We start from the raw sequence: 23,247 nt of genomic DNA on the forward strand, positions 1-23,247 counted from the left end.
CGCCGGCAATTTCCGCGGCCCCGACGGCCGGTGTCACGATCCGGGATCAGTGTCCACACTGCGGGACGCCGTCCGTACGCTGGTCGTGCCGCCAGGAGAAGGAGTGCTGTGACCGAGACGCGCCCCGACGCCACCGAGGAGCTCACCGCGATCCTGCGGGAGCGGATCCTCGTGCTCGACGGCGCCATGGGCACGCTGATCCAGGGCTTCGGTCCCGGGGAGGCGGAGTACCGCGGCGACCGGTTCGTCGACCACGAGCGCGACCTCGGCGGCGACAGCGACCTGCTGAACCTGACCCAGCCGGAGATGATCCGGTCGATCCACCGCTCCTACCTCGAGGCCGGAGCGGACGTCGTCGAGACCAACACCTTCACCGCGACCTCGATCGCCCAGGCCGACTACGGCCTCGAGCACCACGCCTACGAGATCAACCTCGAGGGCGCCCGGATCGCCCGCGCGGCCGTGGACGAGTTCGCCACGCCCGACCGCCCGCGCTGGGTGGCCGGCTCGCTCGGCCCGACCAACCGCACCGCCTCCATCTCGCCCGACGTGAACGACCCCGGCGCCCGCAACGTGTCCTTCGACGAGCTGGTCGCGGCGTACCACGAGCAGGCCCGCGGGCTGGTCGACGGCGGGTCCGACCTGCTCCTGGTCGAGACGATCTTCGACACCCTCAACGCCAAGGCCGCGATCTTCGCCCTCGAGACGCTCTTCGAGGAGCGCGGCCGCCGCTGGCCGGTGGTCATCTCGGGCACCATCACCGATGCCTCCGGCCGCACCCTGTCGGGCCAGGTGACCGAGGCCTTCTGGAACTCCGTGCGCCACGTCCGGCCGATCGCCGTCGGCCTCAACTGCGCCCTCGGCGCGGAGGACCTGCGCCCCTACGTCGCCGAGCTGAGCCGGGTCGCCGACTGCTTCGTCTCGGTGCACCCCAACGCCGGCCTGCCCAACGCCTTCGGCGAGTACGACGAGACGCCGGAGCACATGGCCGGCCTGCTCGGCGAGTTCGCCTCGAGCGGGCTGGTCAACGTCGTCGGCGGCTGCTGCGGCACCACACCCGAGCACGTCGCGGCGATCGGGGCGGCGGTCCGCGAGCACGCCCCGCGGCGGACGGCGACCCCCCGGCCCGCGATGCGGCTGGCCGGTCTCGAGCCGGTCACCATCGACGAGGACAGCCTGTTCGTCAACGTCGGCGAGCGCACCAACATCACCGGCTCGGCGCGGTTCCGCAACCTGATCAAGGACGGCGACTACGACACCGCTCTGACCGTGGCCGCGCAGCAGGTCGAGAACGGTGCGCAGGTCATCGACGTCAACATGGACGAGGGCATGATCGACGGGGTCGCGGCCATGGACCGCTTCCTCAAGCTGGTGGCGGCCGAGCCCGACATCAGCCGGGTCCCGGTGATGGTCGACTCCTCGAAGTGGGAGGTCATCGAGGCCGGGCTGAAGTGTGTCCAGGGCAAGCCGATCGTCAACTCCATCTCGATGAAGGAGGGCGAGGAGAAGTTCCGCGAGCAGGCCCGCCTGTGCCGCAAGTACGGCGCGGCGGCCGTGGTCATGGCCTTCGACGAGGACGGCCAGGCCGACAGCCTCGCCCGGCGGACCGCGATCTGCGAGCGCGCCTACCGGATCCTGGTCGACGAGGTCGGCTTCCCGCCCGAGGACATCATCTTCGACCCCAACGTCTTCGCCGTGGCGACGGGCATCGAGGAGCACGCGACGTACGGCCTCGACTTCATCGAGGCCACCCGCTGGATCAAGGAGAACCTCCCCGGCGCGCTGGTCTCCGGCGGCATCTCCAACGTCAGCTTCAGCTTCCGCGGCAACAACCCGGTGCGCGAGGCGATCCACGCCGTGTTCCTCTACCACGCCATCCGGGCGGGGCTCGACCTCGGCATCGTCAACGCCGGCGCGCTGGTGGTGTACGACGAGGTGGACGCCGAGCTGCGCGAGCGGATCGAGGACGTGGTGCTCAACCGCCGCGAGGACGCCGCGGAGCGCCTCCTCGAGATCGCCGAGTCCTACAACCGGGCCGCGGGCGAGGTCGACGAGACCGAGGAGGAGTGGCGCTCGCTGCCCATCGGCGAGCGGATCACCCACGCGCTGGTCAAGGGCGTCGACACCTGGGTCGAGAGCGACACCGAGGAGCTGCGCGCGGAGATCGCGGCCCGTGGTGGCCGCCCGATCGAGGTGATCGAGGGCCCGCTCATGGACGGCATGAACGTCGTCGGTGACCTCTTCGGCTCCGGGAAGATGTTCCTGCCCCAGGTGGTGAAGTCGGCCCGGGTGATGAAGAAGGCCGTCGCCTACCTGATCCCCTTCATCGAGGAGGAGAAGCTCGCCAACCCCGAGCTCGCCACCCAGAAGGACACCAACGGCACGATCGTGATGGCGACCGTCAAGGGCGACGTGCACGACATCGGCAAGAACATCGTCGGCGTGGTGCTGCAGTGCAACAACTACGAGGTCATCGACCTCGGCGTGATGGTGCCGGCGCAGAAGATCCTCGACACCGCCCAGGAGGTCGGCGCCGACCTGATCGGCCTCTCCGGGCTGATCACCCCGTCGCTGGACGAGATGGTGTCGTTCGCGAGCGAGATGCAGCGGCTCGGGCTCGACCTGCCGCTGCTCGTCGGCGGCGCCACGACGTCGCGCGCGCACACGGCCGTGAAGGTCGACCCGAAGTACGACGGACCCGTGGTGTGGGTCAAGGACGCCTCCCGCTCGGTGCCGACCGCGGCCGCGCTGCTCCACCCGGAGCGTCGCGTCGACCTGCTGACCGCGCAGAAGGCCGACTACGACGCGCTGCGGGCCCGCCACGCCCAGAAGCAGGACCGCCCCAAGGTCTCGCTCGTCGACGCCCGCGCCGACCGCACGCCGATCGACTGGGCGTCGTACGAGCCGGTGGCGCCGCGGCAGGCCGGCGTCCACGTGCTGGCGGACTACGACCTCGCGGAGCTGCGCGAGTACATCGACTGGCAGCCGTTCTTCAACGCCTGGGAGATGAAGGGGAAGTTCCCCGACATCCTCCACAACCCGGCGACGGGGGAGGCGGCCAAGCGGCTCTACGAGGATGCCCAGCGGATGCTCGACCGGATGGCCGACGAGCACTGGGTCACCGCCAGCGGCGTGTACGGCTTCTTCCCCGCGAACGCCGTGGGCGACGACATCGAGGTGTACGACGACGCGTCGCGCTCCTCGGTGCGCGCCGTCCTCCACCAGCTGCGCCAGCAGGGCGAGCACCGCGCCGGGGTGCCGCACCGTTCGCTGTCCGACTTCGTCGCGCCCCGGGAGACCGGGCTGGCCGACCACGTCGGCGGGTTCGCGGTGACCGCCGGGCTCGGCCTCGGGGAGCGGGTGGCCGCGCTGAAGGCGTCGCTCGACGACTACGACGCGATCCTCCTGGAGTCGCTGGGGGACCGGCTGGCCGAGGCCTTCGCCGAACGGCTGCACCAGCGCGTGCGCACCGAGCTGTGGGGCCACTCGCCGGAGGAGCTGATGACGACCGAGGACCTCATCGCGGAGCGCTACACCGGCATCCGCCCGGCCGCGGGCTACCCGGCGTGCCCCGACCACACCGAGAAGCTGACCCTGTGGGACCTGCTCGGCGTCGAGCAGGCCACCGGCATCACGCTGACCGAGTCGATGGCGATGTGGCCGGGTGCCTCCGTGTCGGGCCTCTACTTCAGCCACCCGCAGTCGCAGTACTTCGTGGTCGGCCGCCTCGCGCGCGATCAGGTCGAGGACTACGCCGCCCGCAAGGGCTGGACCCTCGCCCAGGCCGAGCGGTGGCTCTCCGCCAACCTCGGCTACGACCCCGATGACTGACCAGCGCCCCGGCCGGCGGTCGCGTGGAAATGCGGATTGGTCACCAACCGCACGTGGCGACCGGTCACACCTGCCGTTTGGTCACCAACCGCAATTCACCCCCGCCCCGGAGCGCCCGTGACCACCCTCCCCGCGGCCGTCCTCTGGGACATGGACGGCACCCTCGTCGACACGGAGCCCTACTGGATCGAGGCGGAGTTCGCGCTCGCCGAGCGGTACGGCGGGACGTGGAGCCGCGAGCACGCGCTGGCGCTGGTGGGCAACGACCTCATCGAGTCGGGGCGCTACATCCGCACCCACATGGGCATCGACCTCGCCCCGGAGGAGATCGTCGAGGAGCTGCTCGACGGCGTGATCGCGGGGGTGCAGCGCGAGGTGCCGTGGCGGCCCGGGGCGCTCGAGCTGCTGGCCGCCCTCCGCGCCGACGACGTCCCCTGCGCCCTGGTGACGATGTCCTACCAGCGCTTCGTCGCCCCGGTCCTCGGCGGCCTCCCGGAGCACTCGTTCCCCGTCGTGGTGACCGGCGACAACGTCAGCCGCGGCAAGCCGCACCCTGAGCCCTACCTCGAGGCCGCCCGCCGGCTGGGCGTCGACCCCCGCGACTGCGTCGCGATCGAGGACTCCGAGACCGGCACACGCTCGGCCGAGGCGGCCGGCTGCGCAGTCCTCGTCGTCCCCCACCACGTGCCGGTGGAGCCGGGGGAGCGGCGCTTCTTCCGCAACAGCCTTGCGGGGCTGGGGTCGGCCGACCTCGCCCCCCTGTCCGGAGGTACCGGTACCCCTGGACGATGGTGAACCGGACCGCGGTTCCCGTTGACTCGGAGTCACCCACTCGAACGAAGGAGACCCCGATGAACACCACCACCCGCACCCTCAAGACCCGCCTCGCCGCCACCCTGGTCGTGGCGACCCTGGCGCCCACCGTCGCTCTCATGACCGCCGGCTCCGCCTCCGCCCAGGGCGGCGACGAGGTCATCAACCGCGGCAGCTGCTCGGGCAGCACCCACTGGAAGATGAAGGCCAAGCCCCGCGACTCGCGCATCGAGGTCGAGGCCGAGATCGACAGCAACGTCAACGGCCAGAGCTGGAACTGGAAGCTCTTCCACGACGGTTCGGTCTCCGCGCACGGCACCTCGACGACGCAGGCCCCCAGCGGTTCGTTCAGCGTCCAGCGCAAGACCACGGACGCCGCGGGCACCGACAGGTTCAAGTTCCGCGCTGTCAACCCCGCGACCGACGAGGTGTGCGTCGCGCGGGTCGCGCTCTGACGCGCCGGCCCGCCGTAGCACGATGATCCCGTGACGAGACCCCGCGACGGCTTCTGGCCGACGAGCCCGGTGACGCAGTTCCTGCTCGCCGGGCTCGTCGTCGTGTCCGCGGTCGTGACCGCCACGGTCCTGCTCAGTCGCCACGCCGCCAGTGACGACGCGCTCAACGACGCCAGCGCGACCACGTCCGTGCTGGCCACCTCGGTCGCGGAGCCCGCGATCCCGCGCCGGCTGGCCGCCGGTGACATCGGGGCGGTGGACCGGTTCGACCGGGTCGCGCTGCGGCGGCTGCTCGTCAACGACGTACGCCGCATCAAGATCTGGAACGCCGACGGCACGATCGTGTACTCCGACGAGACCCGGCTGATCGGCCAGACCTACGACCTAGGCGACGAGGAGCTCGAGATCCTCCGCAGCGGGGGCATCGAGGCCGAGGTCACCGACCTCGACCGCCCCGAGAACCGCTTCGAGCCGCACGACGAGGGGCTCGTCGAGGTCTACACGCAGGTCCACTCGCCCGAGGGCGAGCCGCTGCTCTTCGAGACCTACTACTCGCTCGACGGCATCGAGCAGCGCGGCACCGAGGTGATGTCACCCTTCCTGCGGATCGCGCTCGGCAGCCTCGCGGTGCTCGCCGCGGTCGCCACCCTGCTGCTGTGGCTGCTCAACCGCCGGCTGGGCCGCGCCGCCGCCGAGCGCGAGCGCCTCCTCCGGCTCGCCGCCGAGGCGTCCGAGGCCGAACGCCGCCGCATCGCCCGCGACCTGCACGACGGCGTCGTCCAGGACCTCGCGGGTACGACGTTCGCCGTCACCGCCCTGGCGTCCCGGGTCCCGCCGGAGGAACGGGCGGACGTCGACGAGCTGGCCGACACGCTGCGCCGCGCCAGTCGCGACCTGCGCTCGCTCCTGGTTGAGATCCACCCACCGGAGCTGAGCGCGGCCACGCTGCCCGGCAGCCTGCAAGACCTCGTCGCGCCCGCGGCGGCGGGCGGGGTCGAGGCCACGGTGTCGGTGGACGCGCTGCCGGAGCTGCGCCCGGGGCAGACGGCGCTGCTCTGGCGGGTGGCGCAGGAGGCCGTGCGCAACGCGCTGCGGCACGCGCACTGCCGCCACCTCGACGTCCGGGTGCGGGTCGCCGGCGGCGTCGTCCTCGAGGTCGAGGACGACGGCACGGGCTTCGTGCCCGAGGAGGTCGGCGCCACCCACTTCGGGCTGCGCGGGCTGCGCAGCCTCGTGGCCGACCGCGGTGGCCGGCTCGACGTCCGCACCCGGCCCGGCGAGGGCACGCTGGTGCGGCTGACCCTCGACGAGGCCACCGCGCGCCCCGCCCACGACCAGGAGGTGCCGCGATGACGATCCGGCTCGTGCTCGCAGAAGACCACGCCATGGTGCGCCGCGGCCTCGAGCAGTTCCTCGGCGGCGTCGAGGACATCGAGGTCGTCGGCCTCGCCGCCGACGGCGCCGAGGCGATCGAGGTGGCGCGCACCGCCCGCCCCGACCTCGTCCTCATGGACCTGCAGATGCCCGGCGTCGACGGCGTCGAGGCCACCCGGGCGATCGTGGCCGAGGGAACCGCGGCGGTGCTGGTGCTGACCTCGTTCTCCGACGCCGAGCGGATCCTCGGCGCGCTCGACGCCGGCGCGCTCGGCTACCTCCTCAAGGACGCCGAGCCCGAGGAGGTGCTGGCCGGCATCCGCGCGGTGACCCGCGGGGAGTCGCCGATCCACCCGCGGGCGGCCCGGGAGCTGCTGACCGCGCGCCGGGGGATCGTGCTCCCGGACCTGTCACCCCGGGAGACCGAGGTGCTGGCGCTCGTGCGCGCCGGCCTGGCCAACAAGCAGATCGCCCGCCGCCTCGGCATCAGCGAGCGCACCGTCAAGGGCCACCTCACCGCCGTCTACAGCGCGATCGGGGTCACCGACCGCACCCAGGCGGCCGTCTGGGCCGAGCGAAACCGGATCGGGGACTAGACCGGTTCGCAACGGGGTAGGGGGTTCCCGACCATCGGCACCATCGGCCTCGGGGCCCCCTGGATCGTGCGGTCTAGACCATCAGTAGGGTCGGCGGACCGTCCTCGGGAGACACCTGGGCACGACACACGAGGTGAGCTGTGCGATCCACTCGAATGCGATTCCTTTCACGGGGCGTGACCGGGGCCGTGGTGGCCTCGCTCGCCCTGGCCGGCTGTGCGGACAGCCAGCGTGACGAAGACACCGGCGCATCCGGCGGCGGCGGGACGTTCGTCTTCGCGGGCTCGGCCGAGCCGGTCAGCCTCGACCCGTTCTTCGCCTCCGACGGCGAGACCTTCCGCGTCTCCCGGCAGATCTTCGAGGGCCTGGTCGGCACCGAGCCCGGCACCGCGGACCCGGCGCCGCTGCTCGCGAAGAGCTGGGACGTCAGCGAGGACGGCCTGACCTACACCTTCCAGCTGCAGGACGGTGTCACCTTCCAGGACGGCACGACGTTCGACGCCGACGCGGTCTGCTTCAACTTCGACCGGTGGTACAACATGCCGCCGTCGGCCCAGACCGACGACCTGACCTACTACTACGCCGCGCTCTTCCGCGGGTTCAAGACCGGTGACCGCTCCGGCGAGGCCGTCTACGACTCCTGCACCGCCGAGGACGACCTGACCGCGACGATCAAGCTGCAGAAGCCCTTCGCCGGCTTCATCTCGGCCCTGTCGCTGCCGGCGCTGTCGATGCAGAGCCCGACCGCCCTGAAGAAGTACCAGGACGACGGCGCGGACAACCCCCGCACCACCGAGTACTCCACCGCGCACCCGGTCGGCACCGGCCCGTTCGAGCTCGAGTCGTGGGAGCGCGGCAAGCAGGTCACGCTGCAGGCGTACGACGACTACTGGGGCGACCCCGCCAAGATCGACGAGGCCGTGATCGTGGCGATCGAGGACCCGAAGGCACGTGCCGACGCCCTGCGCAACGGCGAGATCGACGGCTACGACCTGGTCGGCCCGGCCGACGTCGAGCCCCTCAAGGACGAGGGCTTCACGATCGAGAACCGTGACCCCTTCAACGTGCTCTACCTCGGCATGAACCAAGCCCATAAGCCGCTGGACGACCCGAAGGTGCGCCAGGCGATCGCCTACGCCCTCGACAAGGAGGAGATCATCAGCGCCTCGATGCCCGAGGGCACCCAGGTGGCGAAGGAGTTCATCCCCGAGATCGTCAACGGCTACAACGACGACGTCCCGACCTACGACTACGACCCCGACAAGGCCGAGGCGCTGCTCAAGGAGGCCGGGGCCGACGGTGCGACGATCGAGTTCAACTACCCGACCGGCGTCAGCCGCCCCTACATGCCGGCTCCCGAGGACACGTTCAACGTGATCCGCACCCAGCTCGAGGCGGTCGGCCTCGACATCAAGCCCGTCGCGGACCGCTGGGACCCCGACTACCTCGAGAAGATCCAGGGCACCTCCGACCACGGCATCCACCTGCTCGGCTGGACCGGTGACTACAACGACACCGACAACTTCCTCGGCGTCTTCTTCGGCGCCAAGTCCAACGAGTGGGGCTTCGAGAACCAGCAGATCTTCGACGACCTCAAGGAGGCGCGCTCGCTGCCCACGCCCGAGGAGCAGGAGCCGCTCTACCAGAAGATCAACCAGGAGGTCATGGAGTACCTCCCGGGCGTGCCGATCGCGCACCCGGTCCCGTCGCTCGCGTTCTCGCCCGACGTCTCGGGCTACCAGACCAGCCCCGTCCAAGACGAGGTCTGGAGCTCCGTCGAGATCTCGGGCTGAGAGCCGCGCGACACCATGCTCCGCTTCGTCCTGCGCCGCCTGGCGCTGATGGTCCCCGTCCTGGTGGGGCTCTCGATCCTGCTGTTCGCATGGGTCAGGGCCCTGCCGGGGGACCCGGCCCGGGCACTGCTCGGTGAGCGCGCCACGCCCGAGGGCCTGGCCCGCGTCAACGACGCCTACGGCTTCGACCAGCCGCTCGTGCAGCAGTACGTCACCTACGTGACGGCCCTGCTGCACGGCGACTTCGGCAGCTCGATCCAGACCGGGCAGCCGGTCGTGGACAGCTTCACCGAGCGGTTCCCGGCCACGGTCGAGCTCGCCGTCGCCGCCCTGCTGTTCGCGGTGGTGCTCGGCGTACCGCTCGGCTACCTCGCGGCCCGCCGCCAGGGGCGACCCCTCGACACCTTCGTGGTGTCGGGGTCGCTCCTGGGGGTGGTCACCCCGGTCTTCTTCCTGGCGATCCTGCTCAAGCTGGTGTTCGCCGACACGCTGCACTGGCTGCCCACGTCGCTGCGGCAGGACCCCCGCATCGACGCCACCCACATCACCAACTTCTACCTGCTCGACGGGATCCTGACGCGGGAGTGGGACGCCGCCTGGGACGCCGCCCTGCACCTCGTCCTGCCGGCCATCGCGCTCGGAACCATCCCGCTCGCGATCATCGTGCGGATCACTCGGGCGTCCGTGGCCGAGGTCGTGCACGAGGACTACGTACGCACGGCCGAGGCCAAGGGGCTCGCCCGTGGCACGGTGTCGCGGCGCCACGTGATGCGCAACGCGCTGCTCCCGGTCGTCACCACCATCGGCCTCCAGGCCGGCCTGCTCCTGTCCGGGGCGGTCCTCACCGAGACCGTCTTCTCCTTCAACGGCATCGGGCAGTACCTGTTCGAGGCGATCGGGCAGCGCGACTACCCGGTGCTCCAGGGGTTCATCATCTTCATCGCGGTCGTCTACTCCCTCATCAACCTGCTCGTCGACCTGTCGTACGGCGTGATCGACCCACGGGTGAGGGCGGTGAGCGCATGAGCCTCACTCTCCCTCCCGCAGGCGCGGAGCCCGCCAGCTTCGACGGCGTCGCGTTCGGTGACGAGCCCGGCGTCAGCCTGTGGCGCAGCGCGTTCCGTCGGCTGCGGCGCAACCCCAGCGCGCTCGTCGGCGCCGCGATCGTCATCGCCTTCGTCACCGTCGCGGTCATCGCGCCGCTGCTCACGCCGTACCAGCCCGGCTCGGCGGAGTGGTCCGGCGACGTCACGCCGACGACCGTCCCCGGTCCGTCCCCGGACCACTGGCTCGGCCTCGACCGGTTCGGCTCCGACATGTGGACCCAGATGGTCTACGGCGCCCGGCAGTCGCTGGTGTACGGCGTGGTCTCGACCGCGCTCGGACTCGTCGTCGGCGCGGGCCTGGGGGCCCTCGCCGGCGGGTGCGGCGCCGTGGGCGGCCGGTGGGGCAGCTGGGTCGACACCACCATCATGCGGTTCGTCGACATCCTGCTCTCGATCCCGAGCCTGCTCCTCGCCGTCAGCGTCGCCGCCGTCCTCGGGCAGAACCCCTACGCCGTGATGATCGCGATCGGGGCCGCGCAGGTGCCGATCTTCGCCCGGCTCCTGCGGGGGTCGATGCTCGGCCAGGGACAGGCCGACTACGTGCTCGCCGCGGGGGCGCTGGGCCTCCGCAGGCGCCGGATCGTGGTCAGCCACGTGCTGCCCAACAGCATCGGGCCGACCATCGTGCAGGCCACGCTCAACCTCGCCACCGCGATCATCGAGGTCGCCGCGCTGTCCTTCCTCGGCCTGGGCCAGTCCGACCCCGCCATCGCGGAGTGGGGCCGGATGCTCGTGGCCGCCCAGGACCGCTTCGACGCGGCCCCGCGCCTGGCCGTCCTGCCCGGCATCGCGATCGCGATCACGGCGCTCGGGTTCACGCTCTTCGGTGAGGCCCTGCGCGAAGCCCTCGACCCCCGCACCCGGAGGTGACCGTGCGTTCCCGCGAACGCGACCCGTCCCGCGCCCGTCGCGACGAGTCGCCCACCGAGCCGCTGCTGGCGGTCCGCGACCTGGCGGTCACCTTCGCCACCAAGGGCGCCCGACCGGTCCGGGCCGTCGACGAGGTGTCCTTCGAGATCCGTCCGGGGGAGCACGTCGCCCTCGTGGGCGAGTCCGGCAGCGGCAAGTCCGTGACCGCGCTGGCCGTGATGGGCCTGCTCCCCGACCGGGGCGTCCGCGTCGAGGGGGAGGTGCTGTACCGCGGCCGTGACCTGCTGCGCCTGCCCGCGCGGCAGATGTCCTCGCTGCGCGGGAACGACATCGCCATGGTCTTCCAGGACCCCCTGACCTCGCTCAACCCCGTCGTCACCGTCGGCGTCCAGCTCACCGAGGTGATCCGGCGCCATGAGGACGTCGACCGGGGTGAGGCCTCCGACCGCGCCGAGGCGCTGCTCGAGCAGGTGGGCATCCCCGACCCCGGCCGGCGGCTGCGGGAGTACCCCCACCAGCTGTCCGGCGGGATGCGCCAGCGCGTGCTGATCGCGATCGCGCTGGCCTGCGGGCCGCGCCTGCTCATCGCCGACGAGCCGACGACCGCGCTCGACGTGACCATCCAGGCCCAGGTGCTCGAGGTGCTCAGGGACCTCGTCGCCGACACCGACGCGGCGCTGCTGATGATCACCCACGACCTCGGGGTCGTGGCCGGGCTGTGCGACCACGTCAACGTCATGTACGCCGGGCGGATCGTCGAGTCCACGGGCCGCGACCGGCTCTTCGCCGAGCCTCGCCACCCCTACACCGGAGGGCTGCTCGCCTCGATCCCGCGCCTGGACGCGCCGCGTGGGGCACCCCTGACCCCGATCCCGGGGTCGCCGACGCTGACCATCCCCTGGACCGAGGGCTGCGCGTTCGCGCCCCGGTGCGGCCACCGGCAGGACGACTGCACCCAGGCGCCTCCCGTGCTCGAGGACCACGGTGACCGGTGGCTGCGGTGCTTCCACCCGCTCGAGGGCACCACCGGCGGGCACGCCGGACGGGGCGGCGCCGCCCGCCCGGCCTCCGACGGAGAGGCGGTGGTCCGGTGAGCACGCTGGTACGGGTCCGCGACCTGGAGGTGCACTTCCCGATCCGCGACGGTCTCCTGCTCAACCGCCAGACCGGCGCCGTGCGCGCCGTCGACGGTGTCGACCTCGACATCACCGAGGGGTCGACACTGGGGCTGGTGGGGGAGTCGGGGTGCGGCAAGTCCACGCTGGGCCGTGCCCTGCTGCGGCTCTCGCCCATCACCGCCGGGAGCGTGGAGTTCGACGGCACCGACGTGGCCTCCCTCTCGGGCGAGAAGCTCCGGCGGATCCGCCAGGACATGCAGATGGTCTTCCAGGACCCGCTCTCCAGTCTCAACCCCCGCCAGAACGTCGAGACGATCCTCACCGAGCCGCTGCGCGCCCACGGGATCGCGTACGGCAAGGGGCGCGTGCGCGAGCTGCTCGACCAGGTCGGCCTGCCGGCCAGCGCCGCGCAGAAGTACCCGCACGAGTTCTCCGGCGGGCAGCGCCAGCGCATCGGGATCGCCCGGGCGATCGCCCTCGAGCCGCGGATCGTGATCGCCGACGAGCCGGTCTCGGCGCTCGACGTGTCGATCCAGGCCCAGGTGCTGAACCTGCTGGCCGACCTGCAGGAGCAGCTCGGGCTGACCTACCTGGTGATCGCGCACGACCTCGCCGTCGTGCGCCACGTCTCCGACGAGGTCGCGGTGATGTACCTCGGCGGGGTGGTCGAGCAAGCTCCCAGCGACGACCTCTACGCCGAGCCGTTGCACCCGTACACGAAGGCGCTGATGTCGGCGGTGCCCGTCCCCGACCCGGTGGTGGAGGCCTCCCGGGAGCGGATCATCCTGCAGGGCGACCTGCCCTCGCCGGCGGACCCGCCGAGCGGCTGCCGGTTCCACACCCGCTGCCCGTTCCGGCAGGAGTCGCGGTGCGACAGCGAGCGGCCGGAGCTGCGCGAGCTGCGCAGCGGGCACCGGGTGGCCTGCCACTACGCCGAGGAGATCCTGGCCGGGACGGTCCGGGCCCACGAGGTGACGCCGGAGGAGGCTGCGGCCGTCGTCTGACCCCCGGGCCGGGGCGGGTCAGACGGTCGCCGGGTCGACGTCCTCCACGGTCAGGGCGCCGGGGTCGGTGACGGCTGGGGCCGGCAGGGGCGGCGGGGTGCCGCCCTTCGCGGGGCAGAGTGCGTGGTGGGCGCACCAGTCGCACAGGCGCGAGGGGCTCGGGCGCCAGTCGCCGGTCTCCTCGGCACGGCGGATCGCCTCCCAGATCGCCTCGACCTTGCGCTCCGTGGCGAGCAGGTCGGCCTCGTCGGGGACGTAGCGGACGATCTCGCCGTTGCCGAGGTAGACCAGCTGCAGCATGGCGGGCACGACGCCGCGGGTGCGCCAGATGACGAGCGCGTAGAACTTCATCTGGAACAGCGCCTTGGCCTCGTAGTGCTCCCCGGGGGAGCGGCCCGTCTTGTAGTCGACCACCCGGATCGACCCGTCGGGCGCGACGTCGAGCCGGTCCACGAAGCCCCGCAGCAGCAGCCGCGACTCCAGGAGCGTCTCGACGTACAGCTCCCGCTCGGCGGGCTCGAGGCGGCGGGGGTCCTCGAGCTCGAAGTAGCGGTCGAGCACCTCGCGGCACGACGTGAGCCAGGTGTCGACGTCCGGCGGGGGCAGGTCGTCGTCGCCCCCGGCGAACATCTCCGCGATGGCGGGCTCGGACGCGAGCAGCGCCTCCCAGGTGGGCACCAGCATCGCGTGCGCCTGGCGCGGCGTCCGGTCGGCCGCCGGGTGGTCGAAGAGGTCCTCGAGGACCTTGTGCACGAGCGTGCCGCGCATCGCGTCGGGCGAGCTGGGCTCGGGCAGCCGGTCGATGGTGCGGAAGCGGTAGAGCAGCGGGCAGGACATGAAGTCGCCGGCCCGGCTGGGGGAGAGCGCGCCCCGCACCCCGACGCCGTCGACGACCGTCGACCCCGGCACCGCGCCGGTGGGGCTGACCACCGCGAGGGGTGCGACCGGCGGGCTGGGGCTGCTCATGCGGCCACCCTAGGTGAGGCCGGGGACAGTCCGGCCGGCGTGCGGGGAGTGGGCAGCGGTCGGCTAGCGTGGAGGCGTGTCCGACCCCGCCGATCCTCCCGGTCCCCGCACGCCCGGGGAGCCTCCCGAGCGGCCGCCGGCGACCCCACGCCCGCCCGGCACGATCCGCATCGGCAGCATCGCCGGGAGCGACGTGCTGGTGTCGTCGTCCTGGTTCCTGGTGGCCGGTCTGGTCGCCGTCCTCATCGCGCCGGCGATCGAGCAGGTCCAGCCCGGTCTCGGCGCCTGGAAGTACGTCGCCGGCCTCGCCTTCGCGGTCGTGCTCTACCTCTCGGTGCTGCTGCACGAGGCCTCGCACGCGATCGTCGCCCGGCGGCTGGGCTTCCCGGTCACCTCGATCACGCTGCACTTCCTGGGCGGGATGACCGCCATCGAGGGCGAGGCGCGCCGCCCTCGCGAGGAGTTCCTGATCGCGGTCGTGGGGCCGCTGACCTCGATCGGCGTGGGCGTCGTCGCGGGCGGCCTGTGGTTCGTCGCGCCCGACGGTCTGATCCGGTTCACCGTCGGCGGTCTGGCCGGGGCGAACCTGCTCGTGGGCGTGCTCAACCTGGTGCCCGGGATCCCGCTCGACGGCGGTCGGGTGCTGAAGTCGGCGGTCTGGGCCGTCTCGGGCGACGTCCACCGCGGCACGGTGGTGGCGGGCTGGGGCGGTCGGGTGACCGCCGGTCTCGTCCTGCTGTGGCCGCTGCTGCAGGAGGCGGTCTTCGGGACGCCGCCGACCCTGATCGACTTCGTGCTGTCGTTCGTGATCGCCCTGTTCCTGTGGACGGGGTCCTCCCAGGCGATCACGTCGGCCAAGGTGCGCGCCCGGCTGCCGCAGCTGGTCGCCCGCGACCTGGCCCGGCGTACCCTCACCGTCCCCGACGACCTCCCGCTCGCCGAGGCCGTACGGCGTGCCCAGGAGGCCCGCGCCGGCGGCATCGTCACCGTCACCGCCGGGGGGCAGCCGATCGGCATCGTCAACGAGGCGGCCCTGCTCGCCGTACCGGAGGAGCGCAGGCCGTGGCTGGCTGTCTCCGTGGTCGCCCGCACCCTCGACCCGGGGCTGCGGCTGCCCGCGACGCTGTCGGGGGAGGAGCTGGTGCTGGCGATCAGCCGCAACCCCGCGACCGAGTACCTGCTGCTCGAGGGCGACGGCAGCATCTACGGCGTGCTGGCGACCGCCGACGTCGACGCGGCGTTCCGGGCCGGCCAGCGCTAGGGTCCCGGGGTGCCCGACGAGACCCCCACCGCCTCGGACCCCCACGACGCCGACCTCCCCGCCGACGCCTGGTCCGGCGTCCACCGCGGGCCGCTGCGTGCCGGTGAGTGGGTGCGGCTGACCGACCAGAAGGGTCGCCGCCACAACTTCGAGCTGGTGCCGGGCAAGCGCTTCTTCTCCAACCGCGGGCACATCGAGCACGACGAGCTCATCGGGCGCGAGGAGGGCTTCACGGTCGCGTCGTCGGCCGGCGGGGAGTACCTCGTCTTCCGTCCGCTCCTGTCGGAGTTCGTGGTCTCGATGCCGCGCGGCGCCGCGGTCGTCTACCCCAAGGACGCCGCGCAGATCGTCGCCACGGCCGACATCTTCCCCGGCGCCCACGTGGTGGAGGCCGGCGTCGGCTCCGGCGCCCTGACCTGCTCGCTGCTGCGCGCCGTCGGGCCGTGGGGGCGGGTGTCGTCCTACGAGCGGCGCGAGGAGTTCGCCGACGTGGCGCGGGCGAACGTCCGGCAGTTCTTCGGCGGCGACCACCCCGCGTGGTCCCTGACGATCGGCGACCTGGCCGAGGCCCTGCCGGCCTCGGGGGAGCGGGTCGACCGGATCATCCTCGACATGCTGGCCCCGTGGGACTGCCTGGAGGCGGCCGCCGGCGCCCTGCGCCCGGGCGGGATCGTCTGCGCCTACGTCGCCACGACCACCCAGCTGTCGCGGTTCGTGGAGACGGTGCGTGCGCACGGCGGCTTCACCGAGCCCGCCGCCTGGGAGTCGCTGGTGCGCGACTGGCACGTCGAGGGCCTCGCGGTGCGGCCCGGCCACAAGATGATCGGCCACACGGCCTTCCTGGTCACCGCCCGCCGCATGGCCCCCGGTGCCCGGCCCCCGGTCAAGAAGCGGCGTCCCGCCCCCGGCGCCTACGGCCCCGACTACACCGGCCCCCGCCCCGCGGACCTCCCCCCGCAGGTGCTCGACCAGTCCTTCGACGCCTGAGCCGTCCTCCCTGACCTGGGCGCCCGTCGAACGCCGGCCTCCGCAGCGTGCCGTTTGGTCACCAACCGCAGGTGGCCGGAGCCGGTGCGTGCGGTTTGGTCACCGACCGCAGGCTGCGGGGGCCGGTGCGTGCGGTTTGGTCACCAACCGCAGTTCCTGAGCCACCGTCCGGCGTCGCCAAATCGTGATCGACACGTCTCCGTTGCCCCTTTCGCACGCCGATACGGCTAGTAGGGTCACAACCGGAGGAGGTGGCGCCGATGTCAGCATCCGAAGGCGTTCCCAGCACCGGGGGCCGAACCCCCGATGAGCTCGTGAGCCAGGTGCGTTTCCTCGAGGCCGAGGTCACCGACCTGCGGCGGAGGTTGGCCGATGCACCCGGCAGCTCCCGCGGGATCGAGATGCGTCTGGCCGACACCCAGCGCTCGCTCGCAGCGGTCACCAGCCAGAACGAGCGGCTCGCCCAGACCTTGCGCGAGGCCCGCGACCAGATCATGAAGCTCAAGGAGGAGGTCGACCGGCTCGCGCAGCCGCCCGCCGGGTTCGGCACCTTCCTCGCCCGCAACGAGGACGACTCCATCGACGTCTTCACCGGTGGGCGCAAGCTCCGGGTCAACGTCAGTCCGGCCGTCGAGCTCGACGAGCTCGTGCGTGGCCAGGAGGTCATGCTCAACGAGGCGCTCAACGTGGTGGCCGCGCTCGACTTCGAGGAGGTCGGCGAGGTCGTCATGTTCAAGGAGCTGCTCGCGGACGGCCACCGGGCGCTGGTGATCGCGAACGCCGACGAGGAACGCGTCGTACGCCTCGCCGAGCCGCTGCGCGAGGTCACGCTGCGCGCTGGCGACTCGCTGCTCCTGGAGTCGCGGTCCAACTACGTGTACGAGCGGGTCCCCAAGTCCGAGGTGGAGGAGCTGGTCCTCGAAGAGGTCCCGGACATCGACTACGACTCGATCGGTGGTCTGGTCAGCCAGATCGACCAGATCCGCGACGCGGTCGAGCTGCCGTACCTGCACCCCGAGCTCTTCGAGGAGCACGAGCTCAAGCCGCCCAAGGGCGTGCTGCTCTACGGGCCTCCCGGCTGCGGCAAGACGCTCATCGCCAAGGCGGTCGCCAACTCGCTGGCGAAGAAGGTGGCGGCCCGCACCGGCCAGGAGGGCAAGTCCTACTTCCTCAACATCAAGGGCCCCGAGCTGCTCAACAAGTACGTCGGGGAGACCGAGCGGCACATCCGCCTCGTGTTCCAGCGGGCGCGTGAGAAGGCCAGCGGCGGCACTCCCGTGATCGTGTTCTTCGACGAGATGGACTCGCTGTTCCGCACCCGCGGGTCGGGGGTCTCCTCCGACGTCGAGAACACCATCGTCCCGCAGCTGCTGAGCGAGATCGACGGCGTGGAGCTGCTCGAGAACGTGCTGGTGATCGGCGCCTCCAACCGCGAGGACATGATCGACCCGGCGATCCTGCGGCCGGGCCGGCTCGACGTGAAGATCAAGATCGAGCGCCCCGACGCGGAGTCCGCGCGCGACATCTTCAGCAAGTACCTCACCACGACCCTGCCCCTGCACGCCGACGACCTGCGCGAGTTCGGCGGCGACAAGGACGCGTGCGTGGCGGGCATGATCCAGGCGACGGTCGAGCGGATGTACACCGAGACCGAGGAGAACCGGTTCCTCGAGGTCACCTACGCCAACGGTGACAAGGAGGTCCTCTACTTCAAGGACTTCAACTCGGGTGCGATGATCCAGAACATCGTCGACCGTGCCAAGAAGATGGCGATCAAGGACTTCCTCGACCACGACCAGAAGGGGCTGCGCGTCGGGCACCTGCTGCAGGCCTGCGTCGACGAGTTCAAGGAGAACGAGGACCTCCCGAACACCACGAACCCCGACGACTGGGCCCGGATCTCGGGCAAGAAGGGTGAGCGGATCGTCTTCATCCGCACCCTGATCACCGGCAAGCAGGGGACCGAGCCCGGCCGCTCGATCGACACCGTCTCGAACACCGGCCAGTACCTCTGACCGCTGCGCTCCCGCCCGGACCATGGGGTCCGGGCGGCGGGCGTGGGTCCGTGCGGTTTGGTCACCAACCGCAGGCCGGACGCGCCGCGGAATGCGGTTGGTGACCAAACGGCTCGCCCGGGCAGACAGTCCTGCCGGGCTGCCGGGGCTCACGCAGCGTCAGGCGTACGACGCGCGATGCCGAGGAATCCGTAGCTCCACGGCCGGGCGAGGGCAGGTCCGGTGAGGTAGCGCTCCTCGACGTCCTGCACCTCCAGCCCGGCGCCGGCGACGTGCGACGGGATGTCGCGCGAGAGGTGGCAGCCACCGAACAGACGCCCTTGCACGGGGTCGAGCCGGCGCTGCCATGCCGCCACTCGCTCGTCGGGAGCCTGGCCGTGCTCGAGGAAGTGCAGGCGCCCGCCCGGGACCAGCACCCGCCGGGCCTCCGCGAGCGCGGCCGCGAGGTCCGGGATCGTGCACAGGGTGAGCGTGGTCAGGACGCAGTCCACGCTCGCGTCGTCCTGCTCCAGGCGCTGACCGTCGAGTCCAGCCCGTTCCACGGGCACCGCGGCCGTCGCGCGCCGAGCCCGGGAGAGCTCCCACCCGACGTCCGAGGGCTCGACGGCGAGCACCGTGGTGACCGCGGCGGGGTAGTGCCTCACGTTGAGGCCGCCCCCGAAACCGAGCTCCAGCACCCGACCGTGCAGCCCCTCGCAGGCGCGGGCCCGCAGCTCGTCGAGCTCCGGCGAGCGGCCGGCGAGGTCGACGAGGCGCGGCACGACCCGCTCGGACCACACGCCCATCAGGAGGCCCCTTCCTGCTGAGGCCGGGTGACGTCCGCGACCACGGCGTCCAGCAGGGTCAGCAGGTCCTCCGCCGCCACCGTGAGGGCCACACCGGGCGCGCCACCGCCGATCGACACGGTGCCGCGCACGCGCTCGTCGGCGACCACGGGCAGGGCGCGGAGGCTGCCCAGCGGCGTGATCGAGCCGCGTTCGTAGCCCGTCACCTCGCGAGCCTCCTCCGCCGGCGGCAGCGAGAGGCGGTTGACCCCGAGCAGCGCCCGCAGCCGGGGCCAGGCGATCTCGCGCCCACCCGGCACCAGCACGAACCGGTGGTCGTCCTCGCCCAGCCGGACGACGATCGTCTTGACCACCTGCTCAGGCTCGAGGCCACGCGCGGCAGCCGCCTCGGCCAGCGAGGAGACCGGGCCGTGCCGGGTGACGACGTGGTCCAGCCCGGCGGCGACCGCGGCTGCCTCCGCACGGGTCGACGGGCCGGTGCCGGCCGCTCGTGCGACCGCGTCCGCGCCTGCTCCTGCAGTCGATCTCGCCTCGTTGCCCACGTCACCGTCCTCTCCTCGCACGCCTCCCGTGCCTCGGGGTGCCGCGTCGTAGGCTCTGAGGGTGAGCGTACGACGCGTGATGGGCACCGAGGTCGAGTACGGCATCTCGGTCCAGGGCCAACCCCTGGCCAACCCGATGGTCGCCTCCTCGCAGGTCGTGAACGCCTACGCCTCCGCCACCGTCCGCGCCCGTCGTGCCCGCTGGGACTTCGAGGAGGAGTCGCCGCTGCGCGACGCCCGCGGCTTCGACATGTCGAGGCAGGTCGCCGACCCGAGCCAGCTCACCGACGAGGACATGGGCCTGGCGAACGTCATCCTGACCAACGGGGCCCGTCTGTACGTCGACCACGCCCATCCTGAGTACTCGACGCCCGAGGTCACCTCGCCGCTCGACATCGTCCGCTTCGACAAGGCGGGGGAGCAGGTGATGCTCGACGCTGCGCGCCGGGCCAGCCTGCTGCCTGGTGGCGCCCCGATCGTTCTGTACAAGAACAACGGCGACGGGAAGGGCTCGTCGTACGGCGCCCACGAGAACTACCTGATGCGGCGCTCCACGCCGTTCGGCGACATCGTCCGGCACCTCACGCCGTTCTTCGTCAGCCGGCAGGTGGTGTGCGGGTCCGGCCGGGTCGGGATCGGCCAGGACGGCCGGGAGAGCGGTTTCCAGATCAGCCAGCGCGCCGACTACTTCGAGGTCGAGGTCGGTCTCGAGACCACGTTGAAGCGGCCGATCATCAACACCCGCGACGAGCCCCACGCAGATCCCGAGAAGTACCGCCGGCTCCACGTGATCATCGGGGACGCCAACCTCGCCGAGGTCTCGACGTACCTCAAGGTGGGCACGACGTCGCTGGTGCTCGCGATGATCGAGGACCGCTTCATCGGCCACGACCTCACCGTCGAGGGCGCGGTGGCCGGCCTGCGCGCGGTCTCGCACGACCCGACGCTGACCCACCTGCTCACGCTCACCGACGGTCGCAAGCTGACCGCGATCCAGCTGCAGTTGGAATACCTCGACCTCGCCCGCAAGTTCGTGGAGGACCGGTACGGCGCGGACGCCGACGCCCAGACCCTCGACGTGCTGGCGCGCTGGGAGTCGGTGCTCGACCGGCTCGAGCGCGACCCGATGCTGTGCGCCCGCGAGCTCGACTGGGTGGCCAAGCTGCGTCTGCTCGAGCAGTACCGCGACCGCGACGGACTGGCGTGGGACGACGCGAAGCTGCAGCTCATCGACTACCAGTACTCGGACATCCGGCCCGAGAAGGGCCTCTACCACCGGCTGGTGGGCCTGGGCCGGGTCGAGCGCCTCCTCGACGACGCCTCCGTCGAGGCGGCGATGCACGACCCGCCGGACGACACGCGCGCCTACTTCCGGGGGCGCTGCCTGGAGAAGTACGCCGAGCACGTCGCGGCCGCGTCCTGGGACTCGGTGATCTTCGACCTCCCCGGGCGCGAGTCTCTCCAGCGTGTCCCGACCATCGACCCGCTGCGCGGCAGCCGTGCCCACGTCGGTGACCTGATCGAGCGGTGCGAGTCGGCCGAGGAGCTGTTCACGGCCCTCACCCGCTGACCCCGGTCCGTGCGGTTGGTGACCAAACCGCAGGCACCGTCTGCCCGCGGCCGCGGTTGGTGACGGATCCGCATGCTGCAGGGCACGTCCGGGCCGCCCGTCTTCCGGCTAGGGTTCAGGTATGGCACAGGAGCAGAAGCAGCCACGCAAGTCGCAGGAGACGGAGGAGTCCACCGAGGCGACCGCCGAGAGCGACGTGGCCGAGCGCAAGGAAGCCCTGGACGACGACATCGACGCGATCCTCGACGAGATCGACGACGTGCTCGAGACCAACGCCGAGGACTTCGTGAAGTCGTTCATCCAGAAGGGCGGCCAGTGAGCGTTCCCGACGGGGCGCGGCTCCCCGCTGCCTACCTGACGCCGGGCTCGTCGTCGTTCACCGACTTCCTGGCCGGCCAGGCCCCCGACCTGCTCCCCTCGCGCCGCAGCGTGCCCCAGGGACACGCGGGCGACCTCGCCCCCCACGGCACCACGATCGTGGCGGCGACGTTCGCCGGTGGTGTCGTGATGGCCGGTGACCGCCGCGCGACGATGGGCAACATCATCGCCCAGCGCGACATCGAGAAGGTCTTCCCGGCCGACGAGTTCTCGGCCGTGGGCATCGCGGGCACGGCCGGCCTCGCCGTCGAGCTGGTCCGGCTGTTCCAGACCGAGCTCGAGCACTACGAGAAGATCGAGGGCACCACGCTCTCGATGGACGGCAAGGCCAACCGCCTGGCCGCGTTGATCCGCAGCAACCTCGGTATGGCCATGCAGGGCCTGGCGGTCGTCCCGCTGTTCGCGGGCTTCGACCTCACCACCGACCAGGGCCGGATCTTCAGCTACGACGTCACCGGTGGCCGCTACGAGGAGACGGCGTTCCACGCCGTCGGCTCCGGCTCGCTGTTCGCCCGCGGCTCCCTGAAGAAGCTCTACCGCGACGGTCTGTCCGAGGAGGACTGCGTGACGGCGACCATCCAGGCGCTGTACGACGCGGCCGACGACGACTCGGCGACCGGTGGCCCCGACCTCGCCCGGAGGATCTTCCCGGTCGTCCAGGTGATCACGGCCGACGGTGGACGCCGGATGCAGGACGACGAGGTGGCCGCGATCGCCGACCGCGTGATCGCCGGCCGCATGAACCGCCCCGACGGCCCCGCCGCCGCGAGCCTGACCTGACAACGGAGGACGACGAGTCATGAGCATGCCGTTCTACGTGCCGCAAGAGCAGGTCATGAAGGACCGCGCGGACTTCGCCCGCAAGGGCATCAGCCGTGGCCGCTCCGTGGTGGCTGTGCAGTACAGCGACGGAGTCCTCTTCGTCTCCGAGAACCCCTCGCAGGCGCTCCACAAGGTCTCCGAGATCTACGACCGCATCGCCTTCGCCGCGGTCGGCCGCTACAACGAGTTCGAGAACCTGCGCATCGCCGGCGTGCGCCTCGCCGACATGCGCGGGTACGCCTACGACCGGCGCGACGTGACCGGCCGCAGCCTGGCCAACGCCTACGCGCAGACCCTCGGCACGATCTTCTCCAGCGGCGGCGAGAAGCCCTACGAGGTCGAGATCTTCGTGGCCGAGATCGGGGACGCCCCCGAGGACGACCAGATCTACCGGCTCACCTACGACGGCCAGGTCGCGGACGTCCAGGGGTTCGCCGTCATGGGTGGAGCCTCCGACACGGTGGCGGCGTACCTCGAGGAGCACTACACCGAGGGCGCGTCCCTCAACGACGCCTTGCACGTGGCGGTGGCGGCTCTCGGTCATTCCGACAGCAGCGACCGGGTGATCCCCGTGCGGGAGCTCGAGGTCGCGGTGCTCGACCGCAGCCGTACGCAGAAGCGCAAGTTCCTGCGGCTCCGCAGTGACCGACTCGTCGACCTCCTGGGCGACCGCGGACCCGAGACCCCCGGCGAGGCGTCCGAAGAGGCGGACACGGCCGATGCTGCGGGCGCCGATCCCACGAACGGCTCCGCTGCCGACGGCGTTTCCGAGCGACCGGTCGCGCCCCCCGCCTGATCGCCGGCCCCGGTTCCTGCGGTTGGTGACCAGACCGCCGGTTCGCGACCCGGAGGCAATGGTTGGTGACCGAACGGCTGGTCCGCGCCCCTGAGAGCAGCGGTTGGTGACCAAACGGTCCTCACCCGGCCCGCGAGACGTGCACAGGGACGCTTCGAGGCCCGC

The 23,247-nt window shown here is 71.7% G+C and carries 20 protein-coding genes; 17 read left to right on the forward strand and 3 right to left on the reverse strand.

The genetic code is table 11. The annotated features are described in order from the left end of the window. Positions 1-108 precede the first annotated feature (108 nt). The 10 genes from metH to ACFPGP_RS09940 all read left to right on the forward strand — a co-directional run bounded on the left by metH (position 109) and on the right by ACFPGP_RS09940 (position 12,960). The gene (metH, locus tag ACFPGP_RS09895; protein ID WP_378589673.1) at positions 109-3,831 is read left to right on the forward strand and encodes a methionine synthase; all 3,723 of its coding nucleotides are present in this window, start codon (positions 109-111) and stop codon (positions 3,829-3,831) included. 117 nt (positions 3,832-3,948) lie between these two features. After that, positions 3,949-4,626, forward strand: coding sequence for an HAD family hydrolase (locus ACFPGP_RS09900; protein ID WP_378589675.1), 678 nt, complete (start codon positions 3,949-3,951; stop codon positions 4,624-4,626). 56 nt (positions 4,627-4,682) lie between these two features. Next, a complete protein-coding gene (locus ACFPGP_RS09905) occupies positions 4,683-5,099 on the forward strand; it encodes a hypothetical protein (RefSeq protein WP_378589676.1) in 417 nt (138 codons plus the stop codon). 30 nt (positions 5,100-5,129) lie between these two features. Continuing rightward, positions 5,130-6,452, forward strand: a complete 1,323-nt coding sequence (locus ACFPGP_RS09910; RefSeq protein WP_378589678.1) for a sensor histidine kinase — start codon at positions 5,130-5,132, stop codon at positions 6,450-6,452. Then, the gene (locus ACFPGP_RS09915; protein ID WP_378589680.1) at positions 6,449-7,069 is read left to right on the forward strand and encodes a response regulator; all 621 of its coding nucleotides are present in this window, start codon (positions 6,449-6,451) and stop codon (positions 7,067-7,069) included. Before ACFPGP_RS09910 ends, ACFPGP_RS09915 begins: the two co-directional genes overlap by 4 nt. 176 nt (positions 7,070-7,245) lie before the next feature. Then, on the forward strand, positions 7,246-8,862 hold the full coding sequence (locus ACFPGP_RS09920) for an ABC transporter substrate-binding protein (RefSeq protein ID WP_378589682.1): 1,617 nt from the start codon (positions 7,246-7,248) through the stop codon (positions 8,860-8,862). Between the two features lie 15 nt (positions 8,863-8,877). Further along, a complete protein-coding gene (locus tag ACFPGP_RS09925; RefSeq protein WP_378589684.1) occupies positions 8,878-9,888 on the forward strand; it encodes an ABC transporter permease in 1,011 nt (336 codons plus the stop codon). Beyond that, on the forward strand, positions 9,885-10,838 hold the full coding sequence (locus tag ACFPGP_RS09930; RefSeq protein ID WP_378589685.1) for an ABC transporter permease: 954 nt from the start codon (positions 9,885-9,887) through the stop codon (positions 10,836-10,838). The genes ACFPGP_RS09925 and ACFPGP_RS09930 overlap by 4 nt, the downstream gene beginning before the upstream one ends. Before the next feature lie 2 nt (positions 10,839-10,840). Beyond that, a complete protein-coding gene (locus ACFPGP_RS09935) occupies positions 10,841-11,932 on the forward strand; it encodes an ABC transporter ATP-binding protein (protein WP_378589687.1) in 1,092 nt (363 codons plus the stop codon). Next, positions 11,929-12,960, forward strand: coding sequence for an ABC transporter ATP-binding protein (locus tag ACFPGP_RS09940; protein ID WP_378589689.1), 1,032 nt, complete (start codon positions 11,929-11,931; stop codon positions 12,958-12,960). The genes ACFPGP_RS09935 and ACFPGP_RS09940 overlap by 4 nt, the downstream gene beginning before the upstream one ends. An 18-nt stretch (positions 12,961-12,978) precedes the next feature. On the opposite strand, the gene ACFPGP_RS09945 is transcribed toward ACFPGP_RS09940, so the two are convergent. Further along, complete coding sequence (locus ACFPGP_RS09945; protein WP_378589691.1) at positions 12,979-13,926, reverse strand: RecB family exonuclease; 948 nt, start codon at positions 13,924-13,926, stop codon at positions 12,979-12,981. A gap of 76 nt (positions 13,927-14,002) precedes the next feature. Here ACFPGP_RS09945 and ACFPGP_RS09950 point away from each other — a divergent pair, with 76 nt between their 5' ends. The 3 genes from ACFPGP_RS09950 (at position 14,003) to arc (ending at position 18,189) form a co-directional block, all read left to right on the forward strand. Then, a complete protein-coding gene (locus tag ACFPGP_RS09950) occupies positions 14,003-15,187 on the forward strand; it encodes a site-2 protease family protein (RefSeq protein ID WP_378589693.1) in 1,185 nt (394 codons plus the stop codon). A gap of 9 nt (positions 15,188-15,196) precedes the next feature. Further along, a complete protein-coding gene (locus tag ACFPGP_RS09955) occupies positions 15,197-16,174 on the forward strand; it encodes a tRNA (adenine-N1)-methyltransferase (protein ID WP_378589695.1) in 978 nt (325 codons plus the stop codon). 260 nt (positions 16,175-16,434) lie between these two features. After that, positions 16,435-18,189, forward strand: a complete 1,755-nt coding sequence (gene arc / locus ACFPGP_RS09960) for a proteasome ATPase (protein ID WP_378589696.1) — start codon at positions 16,435-16,437, stop codon at positions 18,187-18,189. A 149-nt stretch (positions 18,190-18,338) separates the two neighbouring features. On the opposite strand, the gene ACFPGP_RS09965 is transcribed toward arc, so the two are convergent. Beyond that, on the reverse strand, positions 18,339-18,974 hold the full coding sequence (locus tag ACFPGP_RS09965; RefSeq protein ID WP_378589698.1) for a class I SAM-dependent methyltransferase: 636 nt from the start codon (positions 18,972-18,974) through the stop codon (positions 18,339-18,341). Next, positions 18,974-19,516 (reverse strand): aminoacyl-tRNA deacylase, encoded by a 543-nt coding sequence (locus tag ACFPGP_RS09970; RefSeq protein ID WP_378589700.1) that lies wholly within the window; start codon positions 19,514-19,516, stop codon positions 18,974-18,976. The genes ACFPGP_RS09965 and ACFPGP_RS09970 overlap by 1 nt, the downstream gene beginning before the upstream one ends. Before the next feature lie 61 nt (positions 19,517-19,577). Here ACFPGP_RS09970 and dop point away from each other — a divergent pair, with 61 nt between their 5' ends. From dop to prcA, 4 genes are all read left to right on the forward strand, one after another. After that, entirely contained in the window at positions 19,578-21,086 is a 1,509-nt protein-coding gene (gene dop, locus ACFPGP_RS09975; RefSeq protein WP_378589701.1) for a depupylase/deamidase Dop, read from the forward strand. Positions 21,087-21,207: 121 nt separating this feature from the next. Beyond that, on the forward strand, positions 21,208-21,405 hold the full coding sequence (locus ACFPGP_RS09980; RefSeq protein WP_378589702.1) for a ubiquitin-like protein Pup: 198 nt from the start codon (positions 21,208-21,210) through the stop codon (positions 21,403-21,405). After that, positions 21,402-22,244, forward strand: a complete 843-nt coding sequence (gene prcB, locus ACFPGP_RS09985) for a proteasome subunit beta (RefSeq protein ID WP_378589703.1) — start codon at positions 21,402-21,404, stop codon at positions 22,242-22,244. Before ACFPGP_RS09980 ends, prcB begins: the two co-directional genes overlap by 4 nt. A 19-nt stretch (positions 22,245-22,263) precedes the next feature. Further along, positions 22,264-23,082 (forward strand): proteasome subunit alpha, encoded by an 819-nt coding sequence (gene prcA, locus ACFPGP_RS09990; protein ID WP_378589705.1) that lies wholly within the window; start codon positions 22,264-22,266, stop codon positions 23,080-23,082. Positions 23,083-23,247: the final 165 nt, after the last annotated feature.

It is taken from the genome of Nocardioides taihuensis (assembly GCF_042657275.1).
Classification (GTDB): Bacteria; Actinomycetota; Actinomycetes; order Propionibacteriales; family Nocardioidaceae; genus Nocardioides; species Nocardioides taihuensis.